Origin of the sequence: Brevundimonas sp. Leaf168 (assembly GCF_001423685.1) — a bacterium.
GTDB classification, from domain to species: Bacteria; Pseudomonadota; Alphaproteobacteria; order Caulobacterales; family Caulobacteraceae; genus Brevundimonas; species Brevundimonas vesicularis_C.
In genome coordinates this window covers 166,525-191,819 of record NZ_LMOY01000007.1, presented here as the reverse complement: position 1 = coordinate 191,819, position 25,295 = coordinate 166,525, and the positions used below count along the sequence as shown (strand labels likewise).

The 25,295-nt window shown below is 64.4% G+C and carries 22 protein-coding genes; 11 read left to right on the top strand and 11 right to left on the bottom strand.

Annotated elements, in window-relative coordinates:
* Nucleotides 1-42 precede the first annotated feature (42 nt).
* The 5 genes from ASF81_RS05745 to map form a co-directional block, all read right to left on the bottom strand.
* Nucleotides 43-945 (bottom strand): aldo/keto reductase, encoded by a 903-nt coding sequence (locus ASF81_RS05745; protein WP_055806130.1) that lies wholly within the window; start codon nucleotides 943-945, stop codon nucleotides 43-45.
* A 5-nt stretch (nucleotides 946-950) separates the two neighbouring features.
* A complete protein-coding gene (locus tag ASF81_RS05740) occupies nucleotides 951-1,193 on the bottom strand; it encodes a BolA/IbaG family iron-sulfur metabolism protein (RefSeq protein WP_055806947.1) in 243 nt (80 codons plus the stop codon).
* Nucleotides 1,194-1,249: 56 nt separating this feature from the next.
* Nucleotides 1,250-1,774, bottom strand: coding sequence for a GNAT family N-acetyltransferase (locus ASF81_RS05735; RefSeq protein ID WP_055806127.1), 525 nt, complete (start codon nucleotides 1,772-1,774; stop codon nucleotides 1,250-1,252).
* Complete coding sequence (gene radC / locus ASF81_RS05730; protein ID WP_055806124.1) at nucleotides 1,771-2,502, bottom strand: DNA repair protein RadC; 732 nt, start codon at nucleotides 2,500-2,502, stop codon at nucleotides 1,771-1,773. The genes ASF81_RS05735 and radC overlap by 4 nt, the downstream gene beginning before the upstream one ends.
* A 575-nt stretch (nucleotides 2,503-3,077) precedes the next feature.
* Nucleotides 3,078-3,896 (bottom strand): type I methionyl aminopeptidase, encoded by an 819-nt coding sequence (gene map, locus ASF81_RS05725; RefSeq protein WP_017504701.1) that lies wholly within the window; start codon nucleotides 3,894-3,896, stop codon nucleotides 3,078-3,080.
* A 97-nt stretch (nucleotides 3,897-3,993) separates the two neighbouring features.
* On the opposite strand from map, the gene ASF81_RS05720 reads away from it, so the two are divergent.
* Nucleotides 3,994-4,761 carry a competence/damage-inducible protein A gene (locus ASF81_RS05720; RefSeq protein WP_055806119.1) on the top strand — a complete coding sequence of 256 codons (768 nt, stop codon included), beginning with the start codon at nucleotides 3,994-3,996 and terminating at the stop codon, nucleotides 4,759-4,761.
* Between the two features lie 162 nt (nucleotides 4,762-4,923).
* The gene (locus ASF81_RS05715) at nucleotides 4,924-6,273 is read left to right on the top strand and encodes an OmpP1/FadL family transporter (protein ID WP_055806944.1); all 1,350 of its coding nucleotides are present in this window, start codon (nucleotides 4,924-4,926) and stop codon (nucleotides 6,271-6,273) included.
* Between the two features lie 112 nt (nucleotides 6,274-6,385).
* Here the strand turns inward: ASF81_RS05715 and ASF81_RS05710 are convergent, their stop codons facing one another.
* Nucleotides 6,386-7,882, bottom strand: coding sequence for a DEAD/DEAH box helicase (locus tag ASF81_RS05710; protein WP_369814902.1), 1,497 nt, complete (start codon nucleotides 7,880-7,882; stop codon nucleotides 6,386-6,388).
* Between the two features lie 276 nt (nucleotides 7,883-8,158).
* Nucleotides 8,159-8,722, bottom strand: a complete 564-nt coding sequence (locus ASF81_RS05705) for a hypothetical protein (RefSeq protein ID WP_055806114.1) — start codon at nucleotides 8,720-8,722, stop codon at nucleotides 8,159-8,161.
* 164 nt (nucleotides 8,723-8,886) lie between these two features.
* On the opposite strand from ASF81_RS05705, the gene ASF81_RS05700 reads away from it, so the two are divergent.
* Entirely contained in the window at nucleotides 8,887-9,639 is a 753-nt protein-coding gene (locus tag ASF81_RS05700) for a hypothetical protein (protein WP_055806112.1), read from the top strand.
* Between the two features lie 260 nt (nucleotides 9,640-9,899).
* Here ASF81_RS05700 and ASF81_RS14785 read toward each other — a convergent pair whose 3' ends face one another.
* A complete protein-coding gene (locus ASF81_RS14785) occupies nucleotides 9,900-11,819 on the bottom strand; it encodes an ATP-dependent endonuclease (RefSeq protein ID WP_082503468.1) in 1,920 nt (639 codons plus the stop codon).
* Nucleotides 11,820-11,940: 121 nt separating this feature from the next.
* A complete protein-coding gene (gene uvrB / locus ASF81_RS05690) occupies nucleotides 11,941-14,169 on the bottom strand; it encodes an excinuclease ABC subunit UvrB (RefSeq protein WP_235559261.1) in 2,229 nt (742 codons plus the stop codon).
* 381 nt (nucleotides 14,170-14,550) lie between these two features.
* Between uvrB and ASF81_RS05685 the strand changes: the two genes are divergently transcribed.
* From ASF81_RS05685 to ASF81_RS05655, 7 genes are all read left to right on the top strand, one after another.
* Nucleotides 14,551-17,556, top strand: coding sequence for a TonB-dependent receptor domain-containing protein (locus ASF81_RS05685; RefSeq protein ID WP_255353865.1), 3,006 nt, complete (start codon nucleotides 14,551-14,553; stop codon nucleotides 17,554-17,556).
* A gap of 161 nt (nucleotides 17,557-17,717) precedes the next feature.
* Complete coding sequence (locus tag ASF81_RS05680) at nucleotides 17,718-18,053, top strand: PadR family transcriptional regulator (protein WP_091749647.1); 336 nt, start codon at nucleotides 17,718-17,720, stop codon at nucleotides 18,051-18,053.
* 26 nt (nucleotides 18,054-18,079) lie between these two features.
* Complete coding sequence (locus ASF81_RS05675) at nucleotides 18,080-19,198, top strand: hypothetical protein (protein WP_055806937.1); 1,119 nt, start codon at nucleotides 18,080-18,082, stop codon at nucleotides 19,196-19,198.
* A gap of 72 nt (nucleotides 19,199-19,270) precedes the next feature.
* Entirely contained in the window at nucleotides 19,271-19,972 is a 702-nt protein-coding gene (locus tag ASF81_RS05670) for a hypothetical protein (protein ID WP_055806097.1), read from the top strand.
* Complete coding sequence (locus ASF81_RS05665) at nucleotides 19,965-20,174, top strand: helix-turn-helix transcriptional regulator (protein WP_017504712.1); 210 nt, start codon at nucleotides 19,965-19,967, stop codon at nucleotides 20,172-20,174. Before ASF81_RS05670 ends, ASF81_RS05665 begins: the two co-directional genes overlap by 8 nt.
* A gap of 70 nt (nucleotides 20,175-20,244) precedes the next feature.
* A complete protein-coding gene (locus ASF81_RS05660) occupies nucleotides 20,245-21,324 on the top strand; it encodes a bifunctional transcriptional activator/DNA repair enzyme AdaA (RefSeq protein ID WP_235559248.1) in 1,080 nt (359 codons plus the stop codon).
* Entirely contained in the window at nucleotides 21,308-21,835 is a 528-nt protein-coding gene (locus tag ASF81_RS05655) for a methylated-DNA--[protein]-cysteine S-methyltransferase (RefSeq protein ID WP_055806091.1), read from the top strand. The genes ASF81_RS05660 and ASF81_RS05655 overlap by 17 nt, the downstream gene beginning before the upstream one ends.
* On the opposite strand, the gene ASF81_RS05650 is transcribed toward ASF81_RS05655, so the two are convergent.
* The gene (locus ASF81_RS05650) at nucleotides 21,832-22,542 is read right to left on the bottom strand and encodes a LamG-like jellyroll fold domain-containing protein (RefSeq protein WP_055806087.1); all 711 of its coding nucleotides are present in this window, start codon (nucleotides 22,540-22,542) and stop codon (nucleotides 21,832-21,834) included. The two genes, ASF81_RS05655 and ASF81_RS05650, sit on opposite strands and share 4 nt — an antisense overlap.
* 109 nt (nucleotides 22,543-22,651) lie before the next feature.
* Between ASF81_RS05650 and ASF81_RS05645 the strand changes: the two genes are divergently transcribed.
* On the top strand, nucleotides 22,652-23,050 hold the full coding sequence (locus ASF81_RS05645; RefSeq protein ID WP_055806084.1) for a host attachment protein: 399 nt from the start codon (nucleotides 22,652-22,654) through the stop codon (nucleotides 23,048-23,050).
* Nucleotides 23,051-23,087: 37 nt separating this feature from the next.
* Here the strand turns inward: ASF81_RS05645 and ASF81_RS05640 are convergent, their stop codons facing one another.
* A complete protein-coding gene (locus ASF81_RS05640; protein WP_055806082.1) occupies nucleotides 23,088-25,295 on the bottom strand; it encodes a methyl-accepting chemotaxis protein in 2,208 nt (735 codons plus the stop codon).

Here is a 25,295-nt window from a genome sequence, read left to right as displayed (position 1 = left end):
GCGGTCAAGGCGTCCGCGACGTTCTGCAGCCGCTGGGGCCGGTCAGGCCGCCTGATTGGCCACGACGCGCGCCATCTCGATCTGCGCGGCCAGGCCGGGCGGCATGTCCCGCTCGGGCGCGGCGGCCAATGTCGCCAACCGATCGGTGTCGGTCGGATTGACGATCACGCTGGATACCGACGGGTCGGTCAGCACGTAGGACAGGCAGATCGCCTCGGCCGTCCAGTTTTGGGTGCGGTACAAGAAGCCGAAGGCGTCCTTCTTGGGCGTATCGACGGGACGCTTGTCCTTGCCGAAGCCGAACAGACCCTTTTTGAAGATCGGCGCATCGGGCGCCCGCGCGCGCCGGTCGGCATAGAAGTCATAGGCGAAGACCGCCATGTCCTGCTCGCGCGCCGAGCGGATGCGGTTTCGGATCTTCCAGTCGGCGTTGATGTCGAACGGCGTCAGCAGGGCGTCGAACGCCCCTGTCGACACATAGGCGTCCATCACGTCGCCGCCGCCGGCGATGCCCAAAAGCTTGATCCGTCCGGTGGCGCGCATGGCCTTCAGCGCGCTGAGAGACGATTGCGCCAGTTCGGTCTCGCCCGGCTCGTGCAGCACTGCCACGTCGATCCAGCCCAGCCCCGAGAAGTGCAGCACCCGGTCGATGGCCGCCGTCATGCCTTGTGCCGAGAAGTCGCGCTGCTGGTCGCGGCCGTCGCCGGCGCCCAGGGTCAGGCTGACATAGACCAGCTTGCGGTCGACGTGCGACAAGGCCTCGCCCAGCACCTCGGCCGCCACCGGGTCGGCGGTCTCCAGCCGATAGCTGTTCACCCCGGCTTCGAGCGCCGAATACAGCAGGTCCAGCCCGGCCTCGCGCCCGCGCTTCAGCACGTCGGCGCCGAAGCTGAGCGTCAGGTTGGAGATGGCGGCGCCGGAGACGCCGAAAGGGCGATAGCGCATGGCCGTCAGCCCTCCTTGACCGGCGCGGAGGTCTCAAGCGCCAGGGCGTGCAGTTCGCCGCCCATCTGACCCTTCAGCGCGGCATAGACCATCTGGTGCTGGCGCACGCGCGGCAGGCCGGCGAAGGCGCTCGACACGATCCGCGCGCGATAGTGGTCGCCGTCGCCCGCCAGATCCTCGATCTCGATCTCGGCGTCGGCGAAGGCTTCGACCAGATGCTGGCGCAGCGTTTCCACGGACATGGGCATGGCGGGCACTCACACTTCGTTGGACGCCAGTTTGCCCGATAATCCTTAATGCCGACCTACGCTCCGTAGCGCTGCCGTTCGAACAACTGCACCGCGTGATCCTTGTAGGTCGCGCGCGCATAGGGACGATAACCGACCCGCGCCGCCAGCTTCAGCGAGGCCAGGTTCTCTGGCGAGATTATGCAGACGGTTCGTCCCTCCAGCGTCCGGTCGGTCCAGCCCAGCGCCGCCGTCAAGGCCTCGGCCGCATAGCCCTTGCCCTGGAACGCCGGCCCAATACCCCAGCCCAGCTCGGGCGCCTCGAACGGCGGCTCCAGCTCGCGGCGATAGTCGAACACCCCCACGCTGCCCAGATAGACGTCGCCCTCGCGCAGCCGGATCGTCCAGTTGCCGTGGCCCATCGCGGCCCAATGGCCGATGTCGCGCAACAGCCGGAACCAGACCTCCTCGCGTCCCAGCGCGCGGCCCATGATGTGGCGCGTGAAGTCCTCGTTGGACCACAGCGTCAGCAGGTCGTCGAAATCGTCGGTCGAGACGGGCTTAAGGACCAGCCGCTCGGTCGTCAGAATCCTGTCGGTCACATCAGGCCCAGTTGCTTGAAGCTGGCCACCCCGTCGCGGCCGACGACCAGATGGTCGTGAACCTCGACGTTAAGGGCGCGGCCGGCCTTCACAACCTGTTTCGTGATCTCGATGTCGGCGCGGCTGGGGGTGGGATCGCCCGACGGATGATTGTGCACCAGGATCAGGGCGCTGGCCGACAGCTCCAGCGCGCGCCGCACGACCTCGCGCGGATAGACCGGCGCATGATCGACCGTGCCGCGGTTCTGCACCTCGTCCAGGATCAGCTGGTTCTTCTTGTCCAGATACAACACCCGGAACTGCTCGCGCGGCTCGTGCTGCAGGGCGACGCGGACATAGGCCAGGAGCGCCGTCCACGACGAGATCACCGGCCGTTTCGCCGTCGGCTCCTTCGCGATCCGCCGCGTCACGTCGAAGATAAGCTGAAGGTCCAGCGCCACCGCCCGCGTCGCCTTGCCGACGGCGTATCCCATTGACCGCGCCACCTGATCCTCGATCGCCTCATGACTGGCCGCCCCGATTCTCTCGAGCCCCCCGAAGCGCGCCAGCAGATCCTTGGCCAGCGGCTTGGTGTCCTTGTAGGGCACGCTGCGAAACAACAGCAGCTCCAGAAGCTCATAGTCGGGCAGGGCGCCCAGACCCCCCTTCGCCGCCCGCTCACGCAGCCGGTCGCGATGACCGCTATGCCGAGGTTTCTGTGCTGGCGCACCGCTTACAGCATACGTCATCGGCGCAACTGCTCCGGACCAAACTCCAACCCTGGTGGCCAACGAGGCCAGTTTGGGGAGGCGACAGCTCCATTCGGCGGCGGAGATTGGTCATGGTGGTACAGAAACCGAGTGCCGTCAGTTTTGGTAGCCGCCATGCCGATCCGGCCTTCGGTGTCGGCGAAAATAGACACCAGAAGCCATCCTCCACTGGTGTCGTTATCTCGCATAATGCCTGGCGCACCTCGACTTAGATACGCGCCGGCTTCTTGTTTCAATCCGCAACGAGGCTTGTCTTCCGAGTAGGCGACGCAGTGCGTCATCGGAGCGGACGTCCCTGGAGACCAGCAGCTGAACGTGACCTTGGTTTCTAGAGGGATGCACCGCTCAACTTCGGCGTCACTATCCGCAACTATCCCGATGACGCTTGGTTTGGAAGGCGCACGATCAGCGGCGCAGCCCAGCAGCAGCACCGCTAGGCCAATCATGGCGCAGGCATTCCTCATCGGCGAATCCATCAGGTTGCGTTTCAGCAACCTAGCGTCGCGCTCTCGATCGAGAAAGTCCCTGTCTCTAGGGCACGCCGCCGCCGTCCGTCAGTTCGGTCGGAACAACCCCGCCGGCGACGCCGTGAAGATTTCCAGTCCGTCTTCCGTCACCCCGATGGTGTGCTCGCACTGGGCCGACAGGGACTTATCGCGGGTCACGGCGGTCCAGCCGTCGGACAGCACCTTCACGTGCGGCTTGCCAAGGTTCACCATCGGCTCGACGGTGAAGAACATGCCGGGTTTCAGCACCGCGCCCTCGCCGCGACGGCCGTAGTGCAGGACGTTGGGGCTGTCGTGGAAGACGCGGCCGATGCCGTGGCCGCAGAAGTCGCGCACTACGCTCATGCGCTGGGCCTCGACGAACTTCTGGATCGCATAGCCGATGTCGCCGAACGTATTGCCCGGCTTGACCTGCTCCAGGCCCAGGTCCAGCGACTGATAGGTCACATCGATCAGCTTCTTGGCCCGCGCATTGATCTCGCCCACCGCATACATGCGGCTGGAATCGCCGTGCCATCCGTCCACGATCACGGTGTGGTCGATGTTGACGATATCGCCGTCCTTCAGCACCCGGTCGCCGGGAATGCCGTGGCAAACGACGTGGTTGATCGAGGTGCAGACGGTCTTCTCGTAACCCTTGTAGCCCAGGCAGGCGGGCAGGCCGCCGTTGTCCAAGGTGAACTCGCGCACGAGATCGTCGATCGTGCTGGTCAGGACGCCCGGCTTCACATGCGCCGCGATCATGTCCAGCGCCTCGGCGACCAGACGGCCGGCCTTGCGCATGCCCTCGAAGTCTTCCGCCTCATGGATGCGGATGGCGCTGGAGCGGACCAGGACGTCGGTTTCGAGTTCGGGCGTTTCGTACATGGGGCGATCGGTCTGCAAAAGGCGGGATACGGCGCAATCCGTTCGCCGCAGATGGGCGTTATAGCATGAAACCTCAAGCCTGCCCCCGGATTCCCGCATGACCGACGCTGACACCGACCGTTCCGGCCCGACTGCCGCCGTGCTGGTCATTGGCGACGAAATCCTGTCGGGCCGGACCCAGGACACCAACACCAACACCATCGCCCGGTTTCTGGCGGCGTTGGGGATCGATCTGATGGAGGCGCGGGTCGTCAGCGACGATCACGGCCGGATCGTCGAGGCGTTGGACGCCCTCCGCTCACGCTGGGACTATGTCTTCACCACCGGCGGCATCGGTCCGACCCATGACGACATCACCGCCGACGCCGTGGCGGCCGCCTTCGGCGTGGCCCTGCCTGAACATCCCGACGCGCTGGCGATCCTGTCGCGCCGCTACGGCGACGACTTCAACGCCGCGCGCCGTCGCATGGCGCGCATCCCCGAAGGCGGCGTTCTGATCGCCAATCCGGTCACCGATGCGCCCGGCTTCCAGATCGGCAATGTCTTCGTCATGGCCGGCGTGCCCAAGATCATGCAGGCGATGTTGGAGGATGTGGCGCCGCGCCTGCGCACCGGCGCGATCGTTCATGCCCAGACCCTGAAGGTCACCGGCGTGGGCGAGGGGGCTGTGGCGGATGTGTTACGCGCAGCAGCCAACCAGCGCCGCGACCTGTCCTTCGGCAGCTACCCCTTCGGCCATGGCAGCGTCGGCGGGATCGGAACACAGTTGCTCATTCGTGGCCGCAACGCCGATCAGGTCGATGCGGCGGCGCATGATTTGATCGCAGAACTGCGTAATCTGGGCATCGATGTTGCCGCTGCGTAACCTCGCAAAGCCGTGATCGTGTGCGGCTCAGGCGCCACGGTTTCGCCTGTTTCCGGTCCGATGGGGGCCTTCCCCGCAACGCTTTCGCGCCGCGAACGCTGAGAGGGCTCCTCCCCTGATCGACCGCGCGTAATGCGGCCGGCGCTTACTTAGGTGTATGAAATGACCTCCAGGAACTTCGCCCGCGTGGGCGGGATCGCCCTGACGACCGCCCTGCTGGCCGGCGTCGCCGCCCCGGCCATGGCCGGCTCCTTCTATGTCCAAGAACAATCGACCCGCGGCCAAGGTCGCGCCAACGCCGGCGTCGGCGCCGACAAGGGCGTCCAGTCGCTTTGGTGGAACCCCGCCGCCATCGCTGGAACCCAGCGCGAAGTCTACCTCGGCGCCCACGGCCTGATCCTGGACTCTGACGTCGACAACACCGGTTCGAGCCTGACCTACAACGTTCCGGTTCCGGGCGTCGGCGTGGTCAGCCGCTCGGCTCCCGTCAACGGCGACCCGCACGTCCATGACGTGGTCGAAAGCGGCATCGTGCCGAACTTCGCCGTCTCCATGCCGATCGGCGACCGCTTCAACGTCGGCCTGGCCGTCCAGGCGCCCTACAACTTCACCACCAAATATGAGCCGACCGACTTCGCGCGTTACGACGCTCTGACGTCGGAACTGCGCTCGGCCAACGTCAGCCTGGTCGCCGCCATGACGGTCACCGACTGGCTGGACATCGGCGCCGGTTTCGACGCCCAATACGCCAAGGCGACCCTGTCGTCGGCCCTGCCGAACGTGCCGATCCCGGCCGTCCTGTCGCCCGCCTATGTCGTCTCGCCGTCGACCGATGGCCGCAACCAACTGGAAGGCGACGGCTGGGATTACGGATGGAACGCCGGTGCCCAGATGCACTTCGGCAAGCTGGACCTGGGTCTGTCTTACCGCTCCAAGATCGAACACGAGCTGGAAGGTTCGGTAAACATCTCGGGCCTGACCGGCGTCCTGGCCGGCGCCAACGTCTCGACCGATGGCGGCGCCTCCTTCACCACGCCTTGGTACGCCACCGTCTCGGCCCGCTACGCCGTCAACGATCGCCTCACCCTGAACGCCCAGGTCAACCAGATCGGCTGGAGCGAGTTCGACGCCATCCGCGTCGCCTACACCGGCGGCGGCTCGACCATCGTTCAGGACTATGACGACGTCACCACCGGCGCCATCGGCTTCGACTACAAGATCGATCCGTCGATGACCTTCCGCGCCGGCCTGGGTTACGACCCGACCCCGACGCCGGACGATCACCGCACCGCCCGTATTCCGGACGGCGACCGCTGGCTCTACGCCGCCGGCCTGTCCAAGACGATCGGTTCGATGACCTTCGACGGCGCCGTGACGTACATCGACATCGACACCGCGACGATCAACGACACGCGCGATGTCTATGGCAACGGGCTTGTCGTCTCGAACCTGCGCGGCGAAGCGCAAGGCTCGGGCGTCGGCTTCTCGCTGGGCGCGACCTGGAACTTCTAAGTTCCGCTCAGCCCAGGCTGACATGAGAACGGCGGCTCCTTGGCAGGAGCCGCCGTTTTTTATTGTCTCAATATGAAGGTGTCGGGGAGCAAACGCTCCCCGATCCTCAGACTCAGCCCTTGGCGGCGCCGCCGTAGCCCTTGCCGCCGTTCGACGGGCGGCGACGGGGGCGGCGCTTCATTTCGCCTTCGGCCGGTTTGACGTTGTCGTTGATCGAGGGGACGCGCTCGCCGGCCAAGGGGTTGTAGGCGCGCTCGGGGCGCGGGGCCGCCGGGGTTTCGCCCGGGCGGTTGCGACGCTGGCGGTGCGGCTGGCCGCCGCCTTCCGGACGCACGCCCTCGCGATGCGGCGCGCGACGGCCGCGACCGCCCCGTCCCTGGCCGCCCTCGTTGCGCTCGCCGCCCTCGCGTTCCGGCATCGTCGCCTTCTTGCCGACGCCGGTGGCCATGATGGTGGCGTCCAGCTGGCCCAGGGCCTTGTCGTTACGGCGGTCGATGGCGGGGATCTTCTGGCGCGTGACCTTCTCGATGTCGCGCAGCAGCTTCATCTCGTCGCCGGCGACGAAGCTGACGGCGGTGCCGTCCTTGCCCGCCCGCGCGGTGCGGCCGATGCGGTGGACATAGGATTCCGGCACGTGCGGCAGTTCGAAGTTCACGACGTGCGAGACGCCGTCCACGTCGATGCCGCGCGCGGCGATGTCGGTGGCGACCAGCACGCGCAGCTTGCCCTTCTTGAAGGCCTCCAGGGTGCGTTCACGCTGGGGCTGGCTCTTGTTGCCGTGGATGGCCCCGGCCTCGACGCCGCCGGCTTCCAGATAGGCCGCGACCTTGTCGGCGCCGTGCTTGGTCTTGGTGAAGACCAGGCAGCGCGTGTATTCGGGATCGCTGAACATCTCGGTCAGCAGGGCGCGCTTCCTGCCCTGTTCGATATAGACGACCGACTGGCTGATGCGCTGCACCGTGGTCGACTGCGGCGTGACCTGGACCTTGACCGGGTCCTTCAGCAGTTCGCCCGCCAGCTTGCCGATCTCGGACGGCATGGTCGCCGAGAAGAACAGGTTCTGACGCTTGGCCGGGATCTTGGAGACGATCTGGCGGATCGGCTTGATGAAGCCCAGGTCCAGCATCTGGTCGGCCTCGTCCAGCACGAAGATCTCGGTCGAGGACAGGTCCAGGTTCTTCTGCTGGATGTGGTCCAGCAGGCGGCCGGGCGCGGCGACCAGGATGTCCAGACCCTGTTGCAGGGCCCGCTCCTGACCGCCGTATTTCACGCCGCCGAAGATCACCGCGACCCGGAAGCCCAGGTGGGCGCCGTAGGCCTTGAAGCTGTCGCCGATCTGGGTCGCCAGCTCACGCGTGGGGCTCAGGACCAGCACGCGCGTGGTGCGGGGCTTGGGGGCGATGCGGTTTTCGGCCAGGCGATGCAGGATCGGCAGGGCGAAGGCGGCGGTCTTGCCGGTGCCGGTCTGGGCGATGCCCAGCAGGTCCTTGCCGGCCATGACGTCGGGGATGGCCTTTTCCTGGATCGGGGTCGGCTTGGTGTAGCCGGTCGAGGCCAGGGCCTGCAGCAGGGCCTTGTTCAGGCCCATGGATTCGAATGTGGTGCTCACAGCAGTCTGTCTTTCGCGTAGCGGCAGGGCGCTATCAGCCATGGCATGACGCCGTCGGGCCGCGCACCGCCAGTCCCGACGGGGCCTCGGGGAGGAGGCCTGCGGGGTGGATCGGGCGCCGCCCCGCGTGTCCGGGCAGCGAATGGATATGAGGGGCCGGCGGCTTCTACAGACAGGTCCGAAGGGGACCCACACGCGCTGGAGACGCCGGAGATCGCGATTGTGCGACGCCGCGCAAATGGGCGCTTATCGCCGATAAGTCAACTGCGGCGCCCCTCAGGGCGCGTATCGCGTCGCCGCCTCGGGCAGGCCGTCGGGCAGGCCGATGGCCGCGCGCCAGTCCTCGGGATGCAGCCGCGCCATCTCCAGATCCAGCCACGCCAGCGGCTTCAGCGCCCCGTCCGCGTCCCAGAACCGCTCGGCCCACGGCTGGCCCGTCTCGATCGCCCGCGCCCGATCCCGCGCCGTCGCCTCTGGCCCCAGATGCATCGCGCGCCAGTGATACAGCCACGGAATATGCCAGTGCGGCGCCCGGCTCAGCCGCTCGTCCGTCATCGCCGCCGCCAGACATTCCGCCAGCGCCCGCGCGTCCTCCAGCTGGGCGTTGAAGGCGTCGCGCCGCGCCTGGATATGCCGGTCCCAGCCTTCGGCCGGCTCGATCGGCGCCAGCGTCGGCTCGGGCCGTTTCCAGCCTTCCGCCTCGCGCCGCTTCCACAGGGCGTGCACCCCGACGTCATAGCGTGCGGCGACCGACCGCGCGGTCTCGCCGTCCTCCCACGCCTTCCTGATTTCGGCCCAGACGGCGTCCGGCCGGATCTTGCGATGTATGCCCTGGCTCATGGGGCGGGGGTGTCGCACGCCCCTGCGTCATCATCGGTCGCACCCGCGCCTCATGCACAGCTGGCGCGTGACCCCTGACATGTCGCGATGTGGAAAATCAAATCTCTAGCCTCGAGAATCGGCCTTCTCCCGGCCTGGGGTAGCGCCGGCCTCATAATGTCCGCATGGAAAAACGCCGCTACAAGATCAAGCCGCCCGAGGTCTGGACCCAGGTCCGAAAGGACTATCTGTCCGGCCTCGACGCCAAGACCGTCGCCGCCCGCCACGACGTGACCGAGGCCTCCATCCGCGCCCGCGCGACGAAGGAGGGCTGGTCCCGCCATGCGCGCAGCGAGGCCGCGACCCCCGCGCCCCAGCCCCTGTCGTCTCAAGACGCGGCCGATCTTTCTCCGGACGATCCCAACGATCCCGCAGCCCTGGCCCGCGCCGCCGCCCAGGCCTCGGGCCGCGCCCTGCACGCCCAGGACTTCGCCCAGGCCCGCGCCCTGGCGGCCTTGGCCGAGACCTATCTCAAACTGGCCGACCGCGACGGCCCCGGCCGCGCCGCCCGGCTGACGGTGAAAAACGCGCCCCTGCAACTGGTCTTCGACATCCTGACCAATGAGGCCGAGGCCGAGCGCCGCTTCGCCATGAACACCAGCGACAAGAGCGACTGGGAACTGCGCGGCCAATACTGGCAGGCGAAGCAGAAGCTGACCCGCGCCAACGATGAATGGAGCGAGGCCCAACTGGCCCGCCGCGTCCAGCTGGACCGCCGCATCGCCGCGCTCGAGGACCAACTCCGCGAAGTTGGCCTCGACCCCGTCATCGAACGCGAACAGGACCGCCGCATCTCCCAGGGCATCGACCTCTACCTGGGCACCTCGCGGGGAACCGTGACGATGGAGGAATGGGACAAGACGCTGGATGAGTTGTGAGAGCGGATCACTCCGACTCTTTGGGAGAAGGTACTTCTCTGCCGCGAGCGCCAAATACGTATTGGCGCAAATCTATAGAATCAACACTCAGTCTTTAGAGGACGAAAATTCTCCCTATCTAGTCGGGATTGCCTAGCGCCTGGCCAAAAATCACGCAGGCTGAAAACAGCACTTTCAGCTCAATTCATCATGAAGCAGCACAGGTCTAGATATCTGTGAGTAAGATATCCAGAACTGATGCCACTTTCAGAGATTCGGCTTTACTTATCGACTGATAAAGAGGCTAGAATTTCCTCCCCCACTTTTTTCAAACGATCTTTCTTTGCGGCCGACAGAATCTGTGCTCCTGGATCCCGCGCCAAGAGATCCAGAATTTCATATGCGATCTCAACCTTACGACTGGCGACTAATGCCGGTAAGGCTGCCACGCGTCCTTTTTCAGGGAAGTGAGCCGCAGACAATTGGTCGATGAGGCCAGGATTGAATTTTCGAAGAAGGGAGATAATGGCCTCTTTCCATACTTTCTTCTCAATAATATCCTCGACAGTAACGCAACCTGTTGTTTTCAGATTAAATATATATTCACTCGATACGCCCGCTGCCTTGAGATTGTCAGCGATTGCTTTCCCGCCAGCATCACCATCGACGATATAGGCAACTCCATTGAATCCCTCGTCAATCATGGGAAGACCTTTGGGGCTTATATTAGCAAGTCCATGGATTATCTGAAATCCTAGCGCATTGCGGCCCAATGCATCTCGAAGTAGTTTAGGTAATAGCAGCATCTCGGTCACGCCTTCGGCGATGAGTGCCTTCCGAGTAGGGAAGAAAGCGAGAGTGGCTGCGCCCATGCCAAAAAGCAAAGGCCTGAAACCTTCGTGTTCAGCACGTACCCAAAATTTATTATTGACGCGGCTATACTTCTTTTCATTTTCATTCCACAAAACTAGTCTCACTCCCGTGCCCAAGTCTTCTGGTAGTGCGCCTGCTGAGTGGGTTGTGTATATGACTTTTTGTATAGAGCTTTCTTTTTGAAGAAGTTGAATTAGGTCAGCCTGGGCGTCGTAATGTAAATGCTGGTCGATTTCATCGATCAGAAGAATTGCACCGGCCGTTGATTGGAGAAATGCGAAAATCTGCAATGCCACAAACTGACGGTATCCATCGCTCCTATCTCTCAGATTATTATATCTATCTCGAGCTTCAAAACCGTCTTTATGCTCCACCAGAATATCGAGAGAGCCATTGCTGACTGTAAGAAATAGGCATGCGTCAGACTGGCTCCATAGGCCTTCTGAAAGTTTCCTCAATTCCTCATTTGCAGCGGCCAGGAGGCCGGTTTTTACGGCTTCGTTTCCGCTTTGGTCGGCTTCGACGAGCGCGTCCATGTCGAGCTTGGATAGGCTGATTACCTGAGAAAGTGGCTTGGAAGGTGCATTGCTCACGTCTCCGCCTTTGTACAGAGCAAGCGAGTATGGCAGCCCTATATCCCTATCGGTTGCCCCAAAATACAATATTGGAGGAAGTCGCTTGGATAGTATGTTTATGGCATATTGATGCGGATCATGACCTTTTTCAAATTTCACGAGATCGTTGAGCTGTTCTCTCAAATTTGTTGCGTATAATGGAAGATCGGCATTCTCAAGCTTTTGGAGTTGCTCTATTGCAGCTTCAAGGGATTGCAGATGGTCATCATCATAAGGTCCGCCCCTAAACTGCAACGCTGGTAGAGCCGATTCAATAATGTTAAAATCTAGGTCAATGCCTTGCTTGATAATGTCAATTCTCACCTTTCCGCTAGCCAAAAACCGCACAAACGACTTTTCACATATGTCTCTGCTAGAAAAATCCCGATCAGGTCTTGGGTGGACCCCAAAAGTGCGGTTTCCTGCTTGTAACTTGTGGACATGAAGCCACGATGGCTGGTTAAGTTTAGCTGCCTCCAAATCGGATGCTTCTAGGAAGTAGTGGTAGATTAGTTTTGCTGGATAAGTGCCTAGGTAGGTGCGATCCGAATAGCTAATTTCGCTATTAGAAAGAGGTAGCCTCAATGCGTTGAGGAGCGAGGTTTTTCCCGCTTCATTGGAGCCGACAATTGCCACCATCTTGCCTGACAGATTGACTTCTGTTGGTTCGTGAAAGCGTCGAAAGCCCTGTAGTGTCAGTTTTTCTAAAAGCATCAGGTCCCCGCCCGGTATGTGGGGGCATGATTATAGGTTGTGGCTTGCTAGGCAAGCTAGAGCTGCGATTCTGTCGCGCAGCGCCGTCGCTGCGCATGTGGCAGAAGCGAAGTTGCGGCCGTTACAGCCGCCCCTTCCGAAACGCTTCCGCCTTCTCCGCCGCCGCCTCGGCGCGCCAGCGTTTCGGCGCGGACTTGTCGACGGCTTCGCCGGCGCCGGTCAGGGCTTCGTTGGCGAACTCCAGGTCCATCAGCTTCATGCGCTTGATCTCGTCGCGCAGGCGGCCGGCTTCCTCGAACTCCAGGTTGGAGGCGGCCTCGCGCATGCGGCCTTCCAGGTCGCGCAGGGCGGCCTGGAAGTTGGAGCCGACGAAGGGTTTGGAGGCTTCGGCCACACCCGGCTTGGTCAGGCGATCCATCTCGCGCGACTCATAGGGGCTGTCCATGATCTCCTTGATGTCGCGCTTGACCGTTTCGGGCGTGATGCCGTGTTCGGTGTTGTAGGCGACCTGGCGTTCGCGGCGGCGGTCGGTCTCGGCGATGGCGCGCTCCATACTGCCGGTCATGCGGTCGGCGTACAGGATGACGCGGCCGTCCACATTGCGCGCGGCGCGGCCGATGGTCTGGATCAATGAGGTCTCCGAGCGCAGGAAGCCCTCCTTGTCCGCATCCAGGATGGCGACCAGGCCGCACTCGGGGATGTCCAGACCCTCGCGCAGCAGGTTGATGCCGATCAGACAGTCGAACGTCCCCAGCCGCAGGTCGCGCAGGATCTCGATCCGCTCCAGCGTGTCGACGTCGGAGTGCATGTAGCGGACGCGGATGCCCTGCTCATGCATATATTCGGTCAGGTCCTCGGCCATCTTCTTGGTCAGGGTGGTGACCAGGCTGCGATAGCCCTTGGCCGTCGTCGTCTTGACCTCGTCGATGACGTCGTCGACCTGGTTGCGGGTCTTGCCCGAGACGGGGCGGATCTCGACCGGCGGGTCGATCAGGCCGGTGGGGCGGATGACCTGCTCCACGAACACGCCGCCCGCCTGTTCCATCTCCCACGGGCCGGGGGTGGCTGACACGTGTACCGTCTGGGGGCGCATGGCCTCCCATTCCTCGAACTTCAGCGGGCGGTTGTCGATGCAGGAGGGCAGGCGGAAGCCGTATTCCGCCAGCGTCGACTTGCGGCGGTAGTCGCCCCGGAACATGCCGTTGATCTGGCCGATGGTGACGTGGCTCTCGTCCACGAACAGCAGGGCGTTGTCGGGGATGTATTCGAAGAAGGTCGGCGGCGGCTCGCCGGGGGCGCGGCCGGTCAGCCAGCGGGAGTAGTTCTCGATGCCGGCGCAGCTGCCGGTGGCCTCCATCATCTCCAGGTCGAACCGGGTGCGCTGTTCGAGGCGTTGCGCCTCCAGCAGCTTGCCGTTCTCGACCATCCAGTCCAGCGTCTCCTTCAGCTCCGCCTTGATGCCGGCGGCGGTCTGATTCAGCGTCGGTCGCGGGGTTACATAGTGGCTGGCGGCATAGACGGTGATCTCGTTCAGATCGGCCGTCTTCTTGCCCGTCAGCGGATCGAACTCCTGGATCGCCTCCAGCTCGTCCCCGAACAGGCTGATCCGCCAGGCCCGGTCTTCCAGGTGGACCGGGAAGATCTCGATCACATCGCCGCGCTTCCTGAACATCCCCCGGTCGAAGTTCAGATCGTTGCGCTTGTACTGCAGCGCGATCAGATCCGCCCGCAGCTTCGCCTCGTCGATCTGGTCCCCCACCTTCAGCGTGAACGTCATCGCCGTATAGGTCTCAACCGACCCGATGCCGTAGATGCAGGACACCGACGCCACAACAATGACGTCTTCTCGTTCTAGTATAGCTCGCGTCGCAGAGTGCCGCATACGGTCAATCTGCTCATTGATGCTTGAGTCCTTTTCAATGTACGTATCCGTACGCGGGACATAAGCCTCTGGCTGATAGTAGTCGTAGTAGCTGACGAAGTATTCTACCGCGTTATCGGGGAAAAACGACTTGAACTCGGAATAGAGCTGGGCCGCCAGCGTCTTGTTCGGCGCCAGAATCAGGGCGGGGCGCTGGGTTTCCTCGATCACCTTGGCCATGGTGAAGGTCTTGCCCGAGCCGGTGACGCCCAGCAGCACTTGGTCGCGGTCCCCGGCCTGGGCTTGAGCCACCAGTTCGGCGATGGCGGCGGGCTGGTCGCCGGCGGGCGTGTATTTGGTTTCCAGCCGGAAGCGGCCGCCCTTCTTCTTGCCCTCGTGCGAGGGACGGTGCGGCACCCAGTCGGCGGGCGCGGCGACCGGGTGCTCCGGCGTCAGGCGCGGCCCGACGACCGGGGCGAACATCGGCATCTTGCCGGTGTCGCGGATGAAGGCGGCCGAGGCCTCCTGCACCCCTGGATTTGGGACGTGAACGGGCTTGGCCGGCTTGGCGGCGGCGGGCTTCGGCGTCGAAGAACGGTTCATGAACAGAACTTAGTGAGCGCCGACGCCTGATGCCATAGCGCGAAGGCCAGAAGCGGCCGATTGGCACATGTCGGGATAAATCAATCCAAAAACCGACGTGATGCAAGAAACTATTGCTCAGTATTGGGATAAACTGCGACGTTCTGCGCGCAATTTAACCGCCTTCCGAACGATTGTGTGACTTTTTTAGTTGTGATTGCTTTAGCTTGCGCCTAGGGCTGTCACACAATCGATATATCACGTATATCGGTGATACATACCTGCGATATGCGGGTTGCGATCAGTATCGTACCAACTGGGGTTGTGAATAGACGTATGCGAAGCCGTAAAAATCACCTACTTGCGTCGACCGTGGTCGGCGGAATTGTTACAGCATCGCTTGCGATGTTTGCACCTGCGATGGCTGTAGCGCAGGATGCTGCCGTTACTCAAAGCGGTGAGGCTGCTACTGTTGACGAGATCGTCGTCATCGGTTCGCGCATTCGCCGCGACAATTATAACGCCCCGTCGCCGACCCAGGTCGTGACCCGCGAAGAAGCAACGCTTCAGGGCTTCGCCTCGACGACCGAGGCGCTGCAAAGCACGGCGGTCACCGGCGGCACGTCGCAGATCAACAACTCCTTCGGCGGCTATGTCACTGACGGTGGTCCCGGCGCCAACACCATCGGCCTGCGGGGCATGTCGCCGAGCCGCACCCTGGTTCTGCTGAACGGTCGCCGCGTTTCGCCGGCCGGCTCGCGTGGATCGGTCGGCGCGGCTGACCTGAACGTCCTCCCGACCGCGATGATCGACCGCGTCGAAATCCTGCGCGATGGCGCCTCTTCGGTTTACGGTTCCGACGCTGTCGCCGGCGTGGTCAACATCCAGACCCGCAAGAACATCGACGGCGTGACCGTCGAGGCCCAGCGCAATGAGCCGTTGGAGGCAAACGGCGCCGGCGGTTCGACCCGCCTGTCGTTGACGGCCGGAACCAGCGGCGACCGCTGGCGCGCCGCCGGCTCCATCGAACGTTACGAGCGTGACGAGCTCACCCTCCGTGATCGTGAGTTTACGCGCTGCCAGACAGACGGCTTCCGCAATGGCCAGGACTTCATCGACCCGCTGACTGGCCAGTCGAAATGCTACCCTATCACCACGACCGGGTCGAATGGCGTTTCGATCAACACCATCGGCACCAACCTGACCGCAGGCGTCGGCGCCGCCGGTTCGGTCGGATCGACCTTCAACCGCTGGCGTCCGAACTCGGCCGTCACCACGGGTCTGGTCGGCTTCGAGGGCGTGGGCGGCGGCGCCAATGACGTCAACGTGCGCGACACCTTCGAAGATCGCATGCTGAACGAGTCGCTGATCTCGCCGGTCGAGATCACGACGCTATACGGCGAAGCCGGCTATCAGTTGCAGGCGCTCGGCGATGCCGAAATCTACGGCGAAGCCCTGTTCAACCGCCGCAAGTCGTCGCAGACGGGCTATCGTCAGCTCGCGCTCGACTATGCGGTTGGCAGCCCGCTCATTCCCGCCAATCTTCGAGGCAGCGTCGCGTTCGCCGATCAGGGCTTGAACAAGGGCCAAAACGTCGGCGTCCGCGCCTTCATCGGCTTCGGCAACGACTATTCCGAGCAGGAGGTCGATTTCGGTCGCTACGTCGCTGGCATCAAGGGCAACTTCTTCATCCCCGAATGGCGTTATGATGCGGCGTTCAGCTACTCGCGGTCCAAGTCGACCTACACCAGCGAGCAGTTTCTGACGGACCGCCTGATCGAAACTCTGGACGTCGTCCAGACGGCGCCGGGCCAGTTCCAGTGCGCACAACTGGGCGCCAACCCTGGCTGCGTCGCCGCTCCGGTGCTGAACACCCAGACCATCGGCGGCGTCCTGCCGCAGAACTGGGTCGACTACGTCTTCCGCCCGGTGACGGGCACGACCGAGTTCACCGAGAAGGTCGTCAGCTTCGGCATCGACGGTCCGCTGTTCAGCCTGCCGGCCGGCCGCGTCATGGGCTTCTTCGGCGCGGAATGGCGTGAGTCGGAAATCGACGACACGCCGGGTATCGATAGCCAGGCGGGCAACACCTACAACTTCTCGACCTCAGCCATCACGCGCGGCTCCGACTCGGTCAAAGAAGTGTTCGGCGAGATCGAAGCGCCCGTCCTGGCGGACATGCCGTTAGCCAAGGAACTGACCCTGAACGGTTCGTTCCGTTACACCGACTACGACTCCTACGGCGACGACACGACCTATAAGATCGGTCTGGTCTATCGTCCGATCGACTGGGTCACGGTTCGCGGCACCTATGGCACGTCGTATCGCGCACCCGCCCTGTTCGAACAGTTCGTCGGCGCAACGACCGGCTTCCAGTCCAACACGCTCGATCGCTGCAACAACTACGGCGCGCCGAACGTGAACCCAAACCGGGTCGCCAACTGCACCGCCGAAGGACTGCCGGGCGACTTCCAGTCAGTTACCAGCGTTCGTGTCGTCACTTCGGGCGGAGCCGACGCCGGCCTCGCGGCTGAAACCTCGACCAACATGACAGTCGGCCTGGTGCTTCAGCCGCCGTTGCCGTCGTCGTGGGGCGACCTGTCCTTCGCCGTCGACTATTACGAGATCGAAGTGGAAAACGGCGTGTCGCGCACAGGTGCAGGCGAAATCCTGACCCGCTGCTACGACTCCAACCCTGCAGACTTTGCGGCCAATAACGGCTTCTGCCGCCTGGTTACGCGCAGCACGGTCGACAACAGCCTGACGGTCCAGGACAGCTACATCAATCTGGCCACCGACAATGTGAAGGGCCTCGACTACACCGTGCGGTATCGCAAGGACGTCGGACCCGGCACGGCGTTGTTCAACCTGGCTGTGACGCAATACACGGAAGTGTCGAGCAAGCTGTTCGCCGAAGATCCGTTGGAAGATTTCACGGGCATGATCAACAATCCGGAGTTCACCGGAACCGCGGACATTTCGTATGCGTGGGACAAGTGGCGCGTGCGTTATGGCGTCGAGTGGATCCAGGGCACCGACAGCTATGAGTACTACGGCGAAGATCCGGCGACGTCGGACTACGACCTGGAAGTCGGCGACTACTGGTTGCATAACGCCTCGGTGCAATATTCGGCCAACGGCTGGACCGCGACCGCTGGTGTGCGCAACCTGTTCAACGAAGATCCGCCCGTGATCTCGTCAGGCGTTTACAATCGGGTCGGCAACGCCCCGCTGTACTCGGGCTACGACTACCTGGGCCGCACGGCCTTTGTGAACTTGACCAAGTCGTTCTAAGCCTTAGCGTCTGAAAGACGTGATTTGGGCGGCGGATTTCGGTCCGCCGCCCTTTTCTGTGAGTGATCTCCCAGAGCGCCGATCGCGAGTCGCTTGACCCCCTCGCACAGTATGTCCCATACACTGTGTGTCACACACTATGTGGCGTACGGAGGTGGTGGGTGAGCGAGAACGACGAGGCGCTGCTGTTCGAGAGCCTGCGGCTGGAGCTTCGGCGGGGGTCATTGATCCTCGCCGTGTTGGCCAGTCTCAGGCGCGAGCAATACGGCTATTCGCTGCGGGTCGCCCTGGGCGAGGTCGGCGTCGAGATGGAGGAGAGCACCCTCTATCCGCTGCTGCGCCGGCTGGAGAGCCAGGGGCTGCTGGATAGCGAATGGCGCGAGGAGGAGCGGCGCAAGAAGCGGTTTTACCGCTTGTCGCCGCGCGGGGAGGCGATGCTGGAACGGCTCGCTGTGGAATGGCGCGGCCTGTCGGCTTCGCTGGAGAAGATGCTGTGAACACCGGGAAAGAGGGAGAGACCGGCATGGACCTGGTCGAACGTTATCTGAAGGCCGTGGCGGCCCAGCTGCCGAAGGACAACCGCGACGACATCGTCGCCGAGCTGCGCGACGAGATCATGGGGCGTCTGGAGGCGCTGGAGGCCCGACTGGGACGGGCGCCCACAGACGACGAGGTCGAAGCCCTGCTGCGCGAGGTCGGTCATCCGCTAAGCGTGGCGGCGCGTTATCGCCCAGGACCGCAGGCCCTGATCGGGCCTGAGCTCTATCCGTGGTGGATGTTCGGGCTGAAGGTCGGGTTGACGGTGATGGCGGCCGTTACCCTGATCGGCCTGGCGGTGCGGGTTCTGGTCGGCGACGTCTATGTGGGCCAGGCGATTGGGCAGGGGATCTCCAGCCTGATCAGCGGCGCGATCACGGTTGTCGGCCTGCTCACCGCTGTCGGTTTCGTATTGGAGCGTCAGTCGAAGAAGCCGGACTTCATCGCCAAATGGCGCGTCAAGGATCTGGGCCTGTTCGAGTTGGGCGGCGATTTCGACGCCGAGCAGTGGACGACCCAACGGATCGCCAAGGGCGAATGGTTCACCAGGGGCGGCGAAGGGGCCTCAAAGTCGGGCCAAGCCGTGCGCAAGAGCGCCGAAATGTCGCCCGTGGCGCGTGCGGTGGCCAGCGCCATCGGCTGGACCGTGGTGCTGTTGTGGTGGACGGGCCTGTTGCAGGTCGCGCCGATCCGGCCGGAGGAACTGGCCGGAGTCGTCGACGGCGTCGACTACGGGCTTATCCTGGCTGACATGGTGCGGGTCGCCTTTTGGCCGGTCGCCCTGTTCGCCGCCTGCCGTATCGGCTTCGATCTGATGCGGGCGGCGTCGGGCGGAAATGTGCGGGTGACGGCGCTGGGCGACATGGCTTTCGGGATCGCCGCCGCCTGGGGCCTGCTGTGGGTCTGGTTCTGGTCGGCGCTGTCGCCGCTGATCTGGGTCGGCAGCGTCACCGATTTCGTGGATCGGATTCGGGTTCTGATCGGCCGCTCTGGCGACGATGCAGGCGGGGTGGCGACGATCCTGATGGTCGTGGTCGTCTGGGCCTTCGCCGCAGAGGTGGTGCGGGTCATCCGAGCGGCAGCGCGACTGGTCGTCGGTCGATAAGGCGATATCCCCTCTTGACGGCGTGTAACCTATAGGTGATATGTCACCTCAAGGTTACTTCAGGAGGAAGTCGTGAACAAGGACGAAAACGCTGCGGTTCTGCGAGTGCAATCGAGCCGGCGTCGATACTGGTGGGGCGGCGTCGCCATGCTCATCATCGGCGCCGCCGCCTTGGCCGGCGGAGCGGGTTTCGCCCTCATGCATGGAACAGAGGGCGATCAGGCGACGACCGCGGGCGTGGCGGCCGGCTTCGGTTTCGGGCTGATGCTCATCGGCGCCATGATGGCCTGGTGCGGCCGCCCCGGACAGCCGATCGATGTGACGGAGAGCCGTGACGGCGCACGCCGCGAAAAGCTGCAGCGGGGGCGCACGCAACAGCTGGTCCTCTATCCGTTGGTGCTGCTGCTGTTCATGGCTCAGGCGCATCTCGCCATGCAGAGGGTCCTGGGCGGCGAACACAACCTGGGCGCCTATGTGCAGATCTTGCTGCCGGTTCTGTACGGCTGGCTGATCCCTGTGCTCGTCATGGGCTGGGATTGGAACGCGCAGAAGAACCGCCGCTTGATGGAAGACGAGCTGACGCAGGTTCTGCGGGCGCGATCAATGATCCTGGCCTTCGTCGTGCTGATGGGCGGGGTCACCGTGGCGCTGGGTCTGGGCCTGTGGCGCGCGGAATATGGCGTGCTGGCTCTGCCCTATGTCCTGGCGCTGGGCGGGGCGTCGGCGGGCCTGCGGTTCGCCTGGCTGGATCGCGAGGCCGGTCGCGATGGGTGATCCCAGGCTCGGCTCGCGGTTGAAAGAGGCGCGCACCGCCGCAGGCCTGACGCAGCAGGGGCTGGCCGACAAGGCCAGCGTCTCGCGCAAGACCATCAATACGGTCGAGAACGGCGTCTTCGTGCCCTCGACCGTTCTTGCCCTGGAACTCGCCCGGGCCTTGGACACGACGGTCGAGGCCTTGTTCTTTCTGAGAGACTGATCCGATTCATGTCCGAAAACCGCGAGACATCGTCGGGCGGGCGGCGCATCCTCCGGGCATGGATCGGTTGTTGGATCAGGAGACCTGCTGGCGCGCCGTCGTGGCGCGGGACGCCCGTTTCGATGGGCGTTTCTTCACCGGCGTGACCTCGACCGGCATCTATTGTCGGCCCGTCTGCCCGGCGCGAACGCCGAAGCGCGAGAATGTGGTCTTTCACCCCAGCGCCGCAGCGGCCGAGGCGGCGGGTCTGCGGGCCTGTCTGCGGTGCCGGCCCGAGACGGCGCCGGAAATGGGCGCCTGGCGCGGCACGTCCAACACCGTCAGTCGCGCCCTGGCCCTGATCGAGGCGGGCGCGCTGGATACTGGCAAGGCGGACGCTATGGCGGCGAGGCTTGGCATGGGTGAGCGGCAACTGCGCCGCCTGTTCCGCCAGCATCTGGGCACCGCCCCGGTCAGCGTGGCCCAGACGCGGCGCGTCCTCCTGGCCAAACAGTTGATCCACGAGACCGACCTGTCGATGGCCGAGGTGGCGATGGCGTCGGGCTTCGGCAGTGTGAGACGATTCAACGAGACGTTTCAGGCCCTTTACGGTCGCGCGCCATCGGACCTGCGGCGCCGCAAGGTCGATGCCGAAGCGGGCGGAGTGATCAAGATCGGTCTGTCCTACCGTGCGCCCTATGACTGGCCCGCCATGATGTCGGCGCTGGCGATGCGCGATGTCGCGGACGAGATCGTGGTGGACGGCGCCTGGACGCGGCGGCTTCGGTTGGACGTGGACGAAACCGATGGCGCAGTGACGGTTCGGCCGGCCGGTGAAGGGAGGGCGGCGGTCGAGGCGCGGATCGAGAATCTGAAAGCCTTGCCGGGCGTGCTGGCGCGGGTGCGGCGGGTATTCGACCTCGCCGCAGATCCCGAGGCGATCACGCGCGACCTGTCGGCCGATCCCGTTCTGCACGCCGGAATCACGGCCATGCCGGGGTTGAGACTTGCGGGCGAGTGGATCGACGCCGGCGAGGATGCGCCCAGCAACCGGTTGACGACGAAGGACGCCGCGCTGCTGGCGCGCGCCGAGCGATGGCGGCCGTGGCGGGCCTATGGCGCACTCTATTGGGCCCTGAGCGAGGAACGGCGAAATGACCGATCAGCCTGACATGCATCTGACCCTGGATCGCATCCCGTCCCCCGTCGGCGAGGTGCTGGTCGTCACCGACGCCGACGGCGCGGTGCGGGCATTGGACTTCCACGACTACGAAGCCCGTCTGCGCTTGCTGCTGCGCCGCCACTACGGTGAGGTCGTACTGACCGAAGGCCGCGCGCCGGAGACGATCCGCCGGGCGGTCGAGGCCTGGTTTGACGGCGACCTGACCGCCTTCGACGCCATCACGGTCCGCACCGGCGGCACGGAGTTCCAACGCGCGGTTTGGACGGCGTTGCGCGACATCCCGACCGGCGAGACCCGCACCTATGGTCAGCTCGCTGCGGCCGTCGGCGCGCCCAAGGCCGTCCGCGCCGTGGGCCTGGCCAACGGCGCCAATCCGGTCGGCGTCATCGTGCCCTGCCACCGCGTGATCGGAGCGAATGGAACGTTGACCGGCTATGCTGGCGGGCTTGAGCGCAAACGCTGGCTGTTGGCGCATGAGGCGGGCGGCCGGCTGCTTTAGCCCCGCGTGAACCGTTCGGGCGGCAGGGCGGCGTGGGTGAAGCGGGCCTGACGCACCGCGCCCTTGAAGTAGTTCACGCGGTTGATGCGGCAACCGACCGAGGCGCGGCCTGGCCCTTGCGGCTTGAACGGCACCGGGTGCTCGCCCTGCAGGACCCCGTCGACATAGGCCCGGTACAGGACGCCGTCGAAGGTTTGCGCGACGTGGAACCACTGTCCGCACGGATGGAGCCGCTCAGGGAAGATCAGGGTGTGGTTGTAGCCAGGCCCGCGCGTGAAAGCGTCCAGGTACCAGCGGTCCCGAACCACGCGGATCTCGAACAGGAAGCGCGTCTGCGACGGCGGCTGACCGGCCGGCGCCTCTTCGGCGAGATGAAACCAGCGTTGCTCGAAGGCGCCGCCGTCGGGTCGGAACAGGGCCTCGAAAGTGAAGGTTTCGGCCCCGGCCAGCGGATGCTGATCGATGAACAGGGCGTCGTCCACGCCGTCGAAGTGAACCGCTCGGCCAAAGGGGCTGTCGATCAGGCTCGGCGCGCCCTCGACGCGGGTCTCGATCCCCCCGATGTCGGCCAGGCGATCGAAGGTCCATACCGTCTGGCGCGGCGATGTAGCCGTCATGGTCGCGCACGCCGGCAGGATCGCAGCCGCAGCGCCGGATGCGCCCAGGACCATCAGGCGGCGGCGGTCCAGCGGCAGGACGTCAGGCATGGTTCATCTCCCGGCGGTTTTGTCGCGCGACACTATGGGATCGGCGGCGTGGGGCAACGGCCTGCGTTCCGGTTCGTTGTCCAAGTCCCTACACACTGGAGTATCGACGATGAAACTTTCCAATGGCGCGCTGGTGGCGGTGGTCGATGGCGAGAAGCTGGCCCTGTTCAAGAATACGAACGCTTCGGACATCAAGCTGACGCCGCTGGAAACCCCGGCCATCGCGGATCGGGTGTCGGGTTCGGCCGGCCGCCGATCCAATGAGGCGAACCCCGACAATGACACCCAGGCCGAGGACGGTTTCGCCATGGGCGTCGCCGAGGTGCTGAACAAATGGTCGGTCACCAACAAGATCGACGAACTGCTGGTGATCGCAGCGCCCAAGACGCTGGGCGAGCTGCGCAAGCATTGGCACAAGGACCTTCAAGCCAAGCTGGTCGCCGAGATCGCGAAGGACCTGACGGGCCATTCCAGCGATCAGATCGCCGCCGCCATCGATAAGGCGTGAAGACAGACGGGCGCTGTGGGCGGCGCCCGTTCCCTGATCAGGCGGCGCGTCTCGACTGCGCCGTCTGACCTAGGTCGAAGCGGCTGATCAGCCCCTCCAGTTCGCCGGCCTCGTTCGTCAGGGCGTGGCTGGCGGCTGTGGATTCCTCGACCATGGCGGCGTTCTGCTGCGTGAACTGGTCCATCTGATTGATCGCCATATTGATCTCGCCGATGCCGACCGACTGTTCGCGCGTCGCGGCGGCGATGGAGCGAACCAGGGCGTTAGCCTCCGCCACTTGGACAGCGATGGCGCTGAGGCTATCGCGCGTCAGCGACACCTGGTCGGATCCGCGCTGCACATTGCTTTGCGACAGGGCGATCAGCGCCTTGATCTCTTTTGCGGCGCTGGCTGACCGTTCGGCCAGGCCCCGCACCTCGGATGCGACGACGGCGAAACCGCGTCCGGCTTCCCCGGCCCGGGCGGCCTCGACGCCGGCGTTCAGGGCCAGCAGGCTGGTCTGGAAGGCGATCTCGTCGATGACGCCGACGATCTGGTTGATTTGGGTCGAGGACTGCTCGATCTCTGACATGGCGCCGATTGCGTCTTGCACGACGGCCTCGCCCTTGTCCGCCGCCGCCTGAGCGGCCTGAGTGATGTCTCGGGCGCGCTCGGCGTTTTCGGCGCTACTGCGCACTGTCTGAGTCAGCTCGTCCAGCGCGGCGGCGGTCTGCTCCAGACCGGCGGCCTGCTGCTCGGTGCGGCGCGACAGGCTGTCGGCGGCGGCTGCGATGTCCTGACATCCGCCGCGCATCGACTGGGCCGTGGTCCAGATGCCAGTCATCGTCGTGTGCAGTTGATGCAGGGCGGCGTTGTAATCTTCCGGGATGCGACGCGTGTCGGCGGTGAAGCCCGCCTCCGGCATCCGCCAAGCCAGTTCGCCGGCGGCGAGGCGCGACAGACCTTCGCCCAAAGTCTCGACGGCGCGGGTTTGCGAGGCGGCGAAAAGCTCGGTCTCCTCGGCGTGGCGGCGACGATCGGTCTCGGCGGCCGCACGTTCGCGCTGTTGCTGGTCGCGACGGGTCAGACCGTCCGCAAGCTCGAGCCGGAATCCTTCGAGCGCCCGCGCAATCTGGCCCAATTCGTCGGCCTTGTCCGCGCCAGCCACGGGGATGTCATAGCGTCCGTCGCTCATGGTCCGCACATCGGCGGTCAGACGCGCCAGTGGGCGTCGGATCAGACGGTCGCTGGTGATCAAAAGGGCGACGATGATGGCGGCGATGATCAGAACGCCGCCGACCAGAAGCATCAAGGCCAACTGCCGCGCCGGGCCCTCGATCGTCTTGACGGGGATGTCCAGCACGACGGCCCAGGTCGCCTTTTGGCCGGGCAGGATCACGGGCTGAACCAGACGTCGAACCGGCTCGCCGTTCACGCTGACGCCCTCAACCGCCTGGGCTTGGCGTTTGGCGATGACGTTGCGCACGATGTCCGCGCCAGCATCCGCATAGGCTTGGCCTCGCACGGCGGCGTCCGGATGGGCGACCCAGACGCCCTTGTTCGACACCAAGGTCACGCGGCCGGTGCCCAGCGGCTTCATCGCCGCCAGACGCTGCGACAGGTTGGCCAGGGTGATATCCAGGCCCGCGACGCCGATGATACGGCCGTTGGCGCGCACTGGATAGGCGACCGAGGTCATCGCGACCTTGCCGCCGCCAATGTTCTCTTCGTACGGTTCGACCACGACCGGCGCGCCGCTGGCCATCGGCTCGGTGTAATAGGCCTGTTCGAAGTCCGAGCCGTCTGCCTCAGGTTCCAGGGAAATCTGGCCGTCGCGGCGCACCCAATAGACTGAAAGTCGTCCGTTGACGTTCGAACTGGTCGCCGCATCACCAATGTAGGCGGCGTCGGCGCCGACGGCGTCAGGGGCGGCCATGAACCAGGCGCCCATGACCTGATCGGTCGCTTCGGCGTTCGGCTTGACCAGGGCCATATAAGCGGCGCGGTCGGTCAGGCCCGTCTGTCGTGCGGCGCCCAGGGTTGCCGCCAGGGTTTTGGCGCCCGTGCCCGCCGAGACGATCTCGTTGCGGATTTCTTGCGAGGCCTCTTGCGCAGCGCTTTCGGCGTACCGGCCCGCCATGTCGCGGACGATCGCGCCGGAATAGGCCGTCACGCCGATGGCCGCGACGATCATCAAGGCGCCGATGGCGAGCCCCGCCACGACGGCGAGCTTCAGGGCGATGGACAGGCGATTGAACGCAGACAT

What these genes read in the sequence shown, in the direction of transcription:
- ASF81_RS05745 (WP_055806130.1), bottom strand. Translation starts at nt 945, where the DNA reads ATGCGCTATCGCCCTTTCGGCGTCTCCGGCGCCGCCATCTCCAACCTG.
- ASF81_RS05740 (WP_055806947.1), bottom strand. Translation starts at nt 1,193, where the DNA reads ATGCCCATGTCCGTGGAAACGCTGCGCCAGCATCTGGTCGAAGCCTTC.
- radC (WP_055806124.1), bottom strand. Translation starts at nt 2,502, where the DNA reads ATGACGTATGCTGTAAGCGGTGCGCCAGCACAGAAACCTCGGCATAGC.
- map (WP_017504701.1), bottom strand. Translation starts at nt 3,896, where the DNA reads ATGTACGAAACGCCCGAACTCGAAACCGACGTCCTGGTCCGCTCCAGC.
- ASF81_RS05720 (WP_055806119.1), top strand. Translation starts at nt 3,994, where the DNA reads ATGACCGACGCTGACACCGACCGTTCCGGCCCGACTGCCGCCGTGCTG.
- ASF81_RS05715 (WP_055806944.1), top strand. Translation starts at nt 4,924, where the DNA reads ATGACCTCCAGGAACTTCGCCCGCGTGGGCGGGATCGCCCTGACGACC.
- ASF81_RS05705 (WP_055806114.1), bottom strand. Translation starts at nt 8,722, where the DNA reads ATGAGCCAGGGCATACATCGCAAGATCCGGCCGGACGCCGTCTGGGCC.
- ASF81_RS05700 (WP_055806112.1), top strand. Translation starts at nt 8,887, where the DNA reads ATGGAAAAACGCCGCTACAAGATCAAGCCGCCCGAGGTCTGGACCCAG.
- ASF81_RS14785 (WP_082503468.1), bottom strand. Translation starts at nt 11,819, where the DNA reads ATGCTTTTAGAAAAACTGACACTACAGGGCTTTCGACGCTTTCACGAA.
- uvrB (WP_235559261.1), bottom strand. Translation starts at nt 14,169, where the DNA reads ATGCCGATGTTCGCCCCGGTCGTCGGGCCGCGCCTGACGCCGGAGCAC.
- ASF81_RS05685 (WP_255353865.1), top strand. Translation starts at nt 14,551, where the DNA reads ATGCGGGTTGCGATCAGTATCGTACCAACTGGGGTTGTGAATAGACGT.
- ASF81_RS05675 (WP_055806937.1), top strand. Translation starts at nt 18,080, where the DNA reads ATGGACCTGGTCGAACGTTATCTGAAGGCCGTGGCGGCCCAGCTGCCG.
- ASF81_RS05665 (WP_017504712.1), top strand. Translation starts at nt 19,965, where the DNA reads ATGGGTGATCCCAGGCTCGGCTCGCGGTTGAAAGAGGCGCGCACCGCC.
- ASF81_RS05655 (WP_055806091.1), top strand. Translation starts at nt 21,308, where the DNA reads ATGACCGATCAGCCTGACATGCATCTGACCCTGGATCGCATCCCGTCC.
- ASF81_RS05650 (WP_055806087.1), bottom strand. Translation starts at nt 22,542, where the DNA reads ATGCCTGACGTCCTGCCGCTGGACCGCCGCCGCCTGATGGTCCTGGGC.
- ASF81_RS05645 (WP_055806084.1), top strand. Translation starts at nt 22,652, where the DNA reads ATGAAACTTTCCAATGGCGCGCTGGTGGCGGTGGTCGATGGCGAGAAG.
- ASF81_RS05640 (WP_055806082.1), bottom strand. Translation starts at nt 25,295, where the DNA reads ATGTCTGCGTTCAATCGCCTGTCCATCGCCCTGAAGCTCGCCGTCGTG.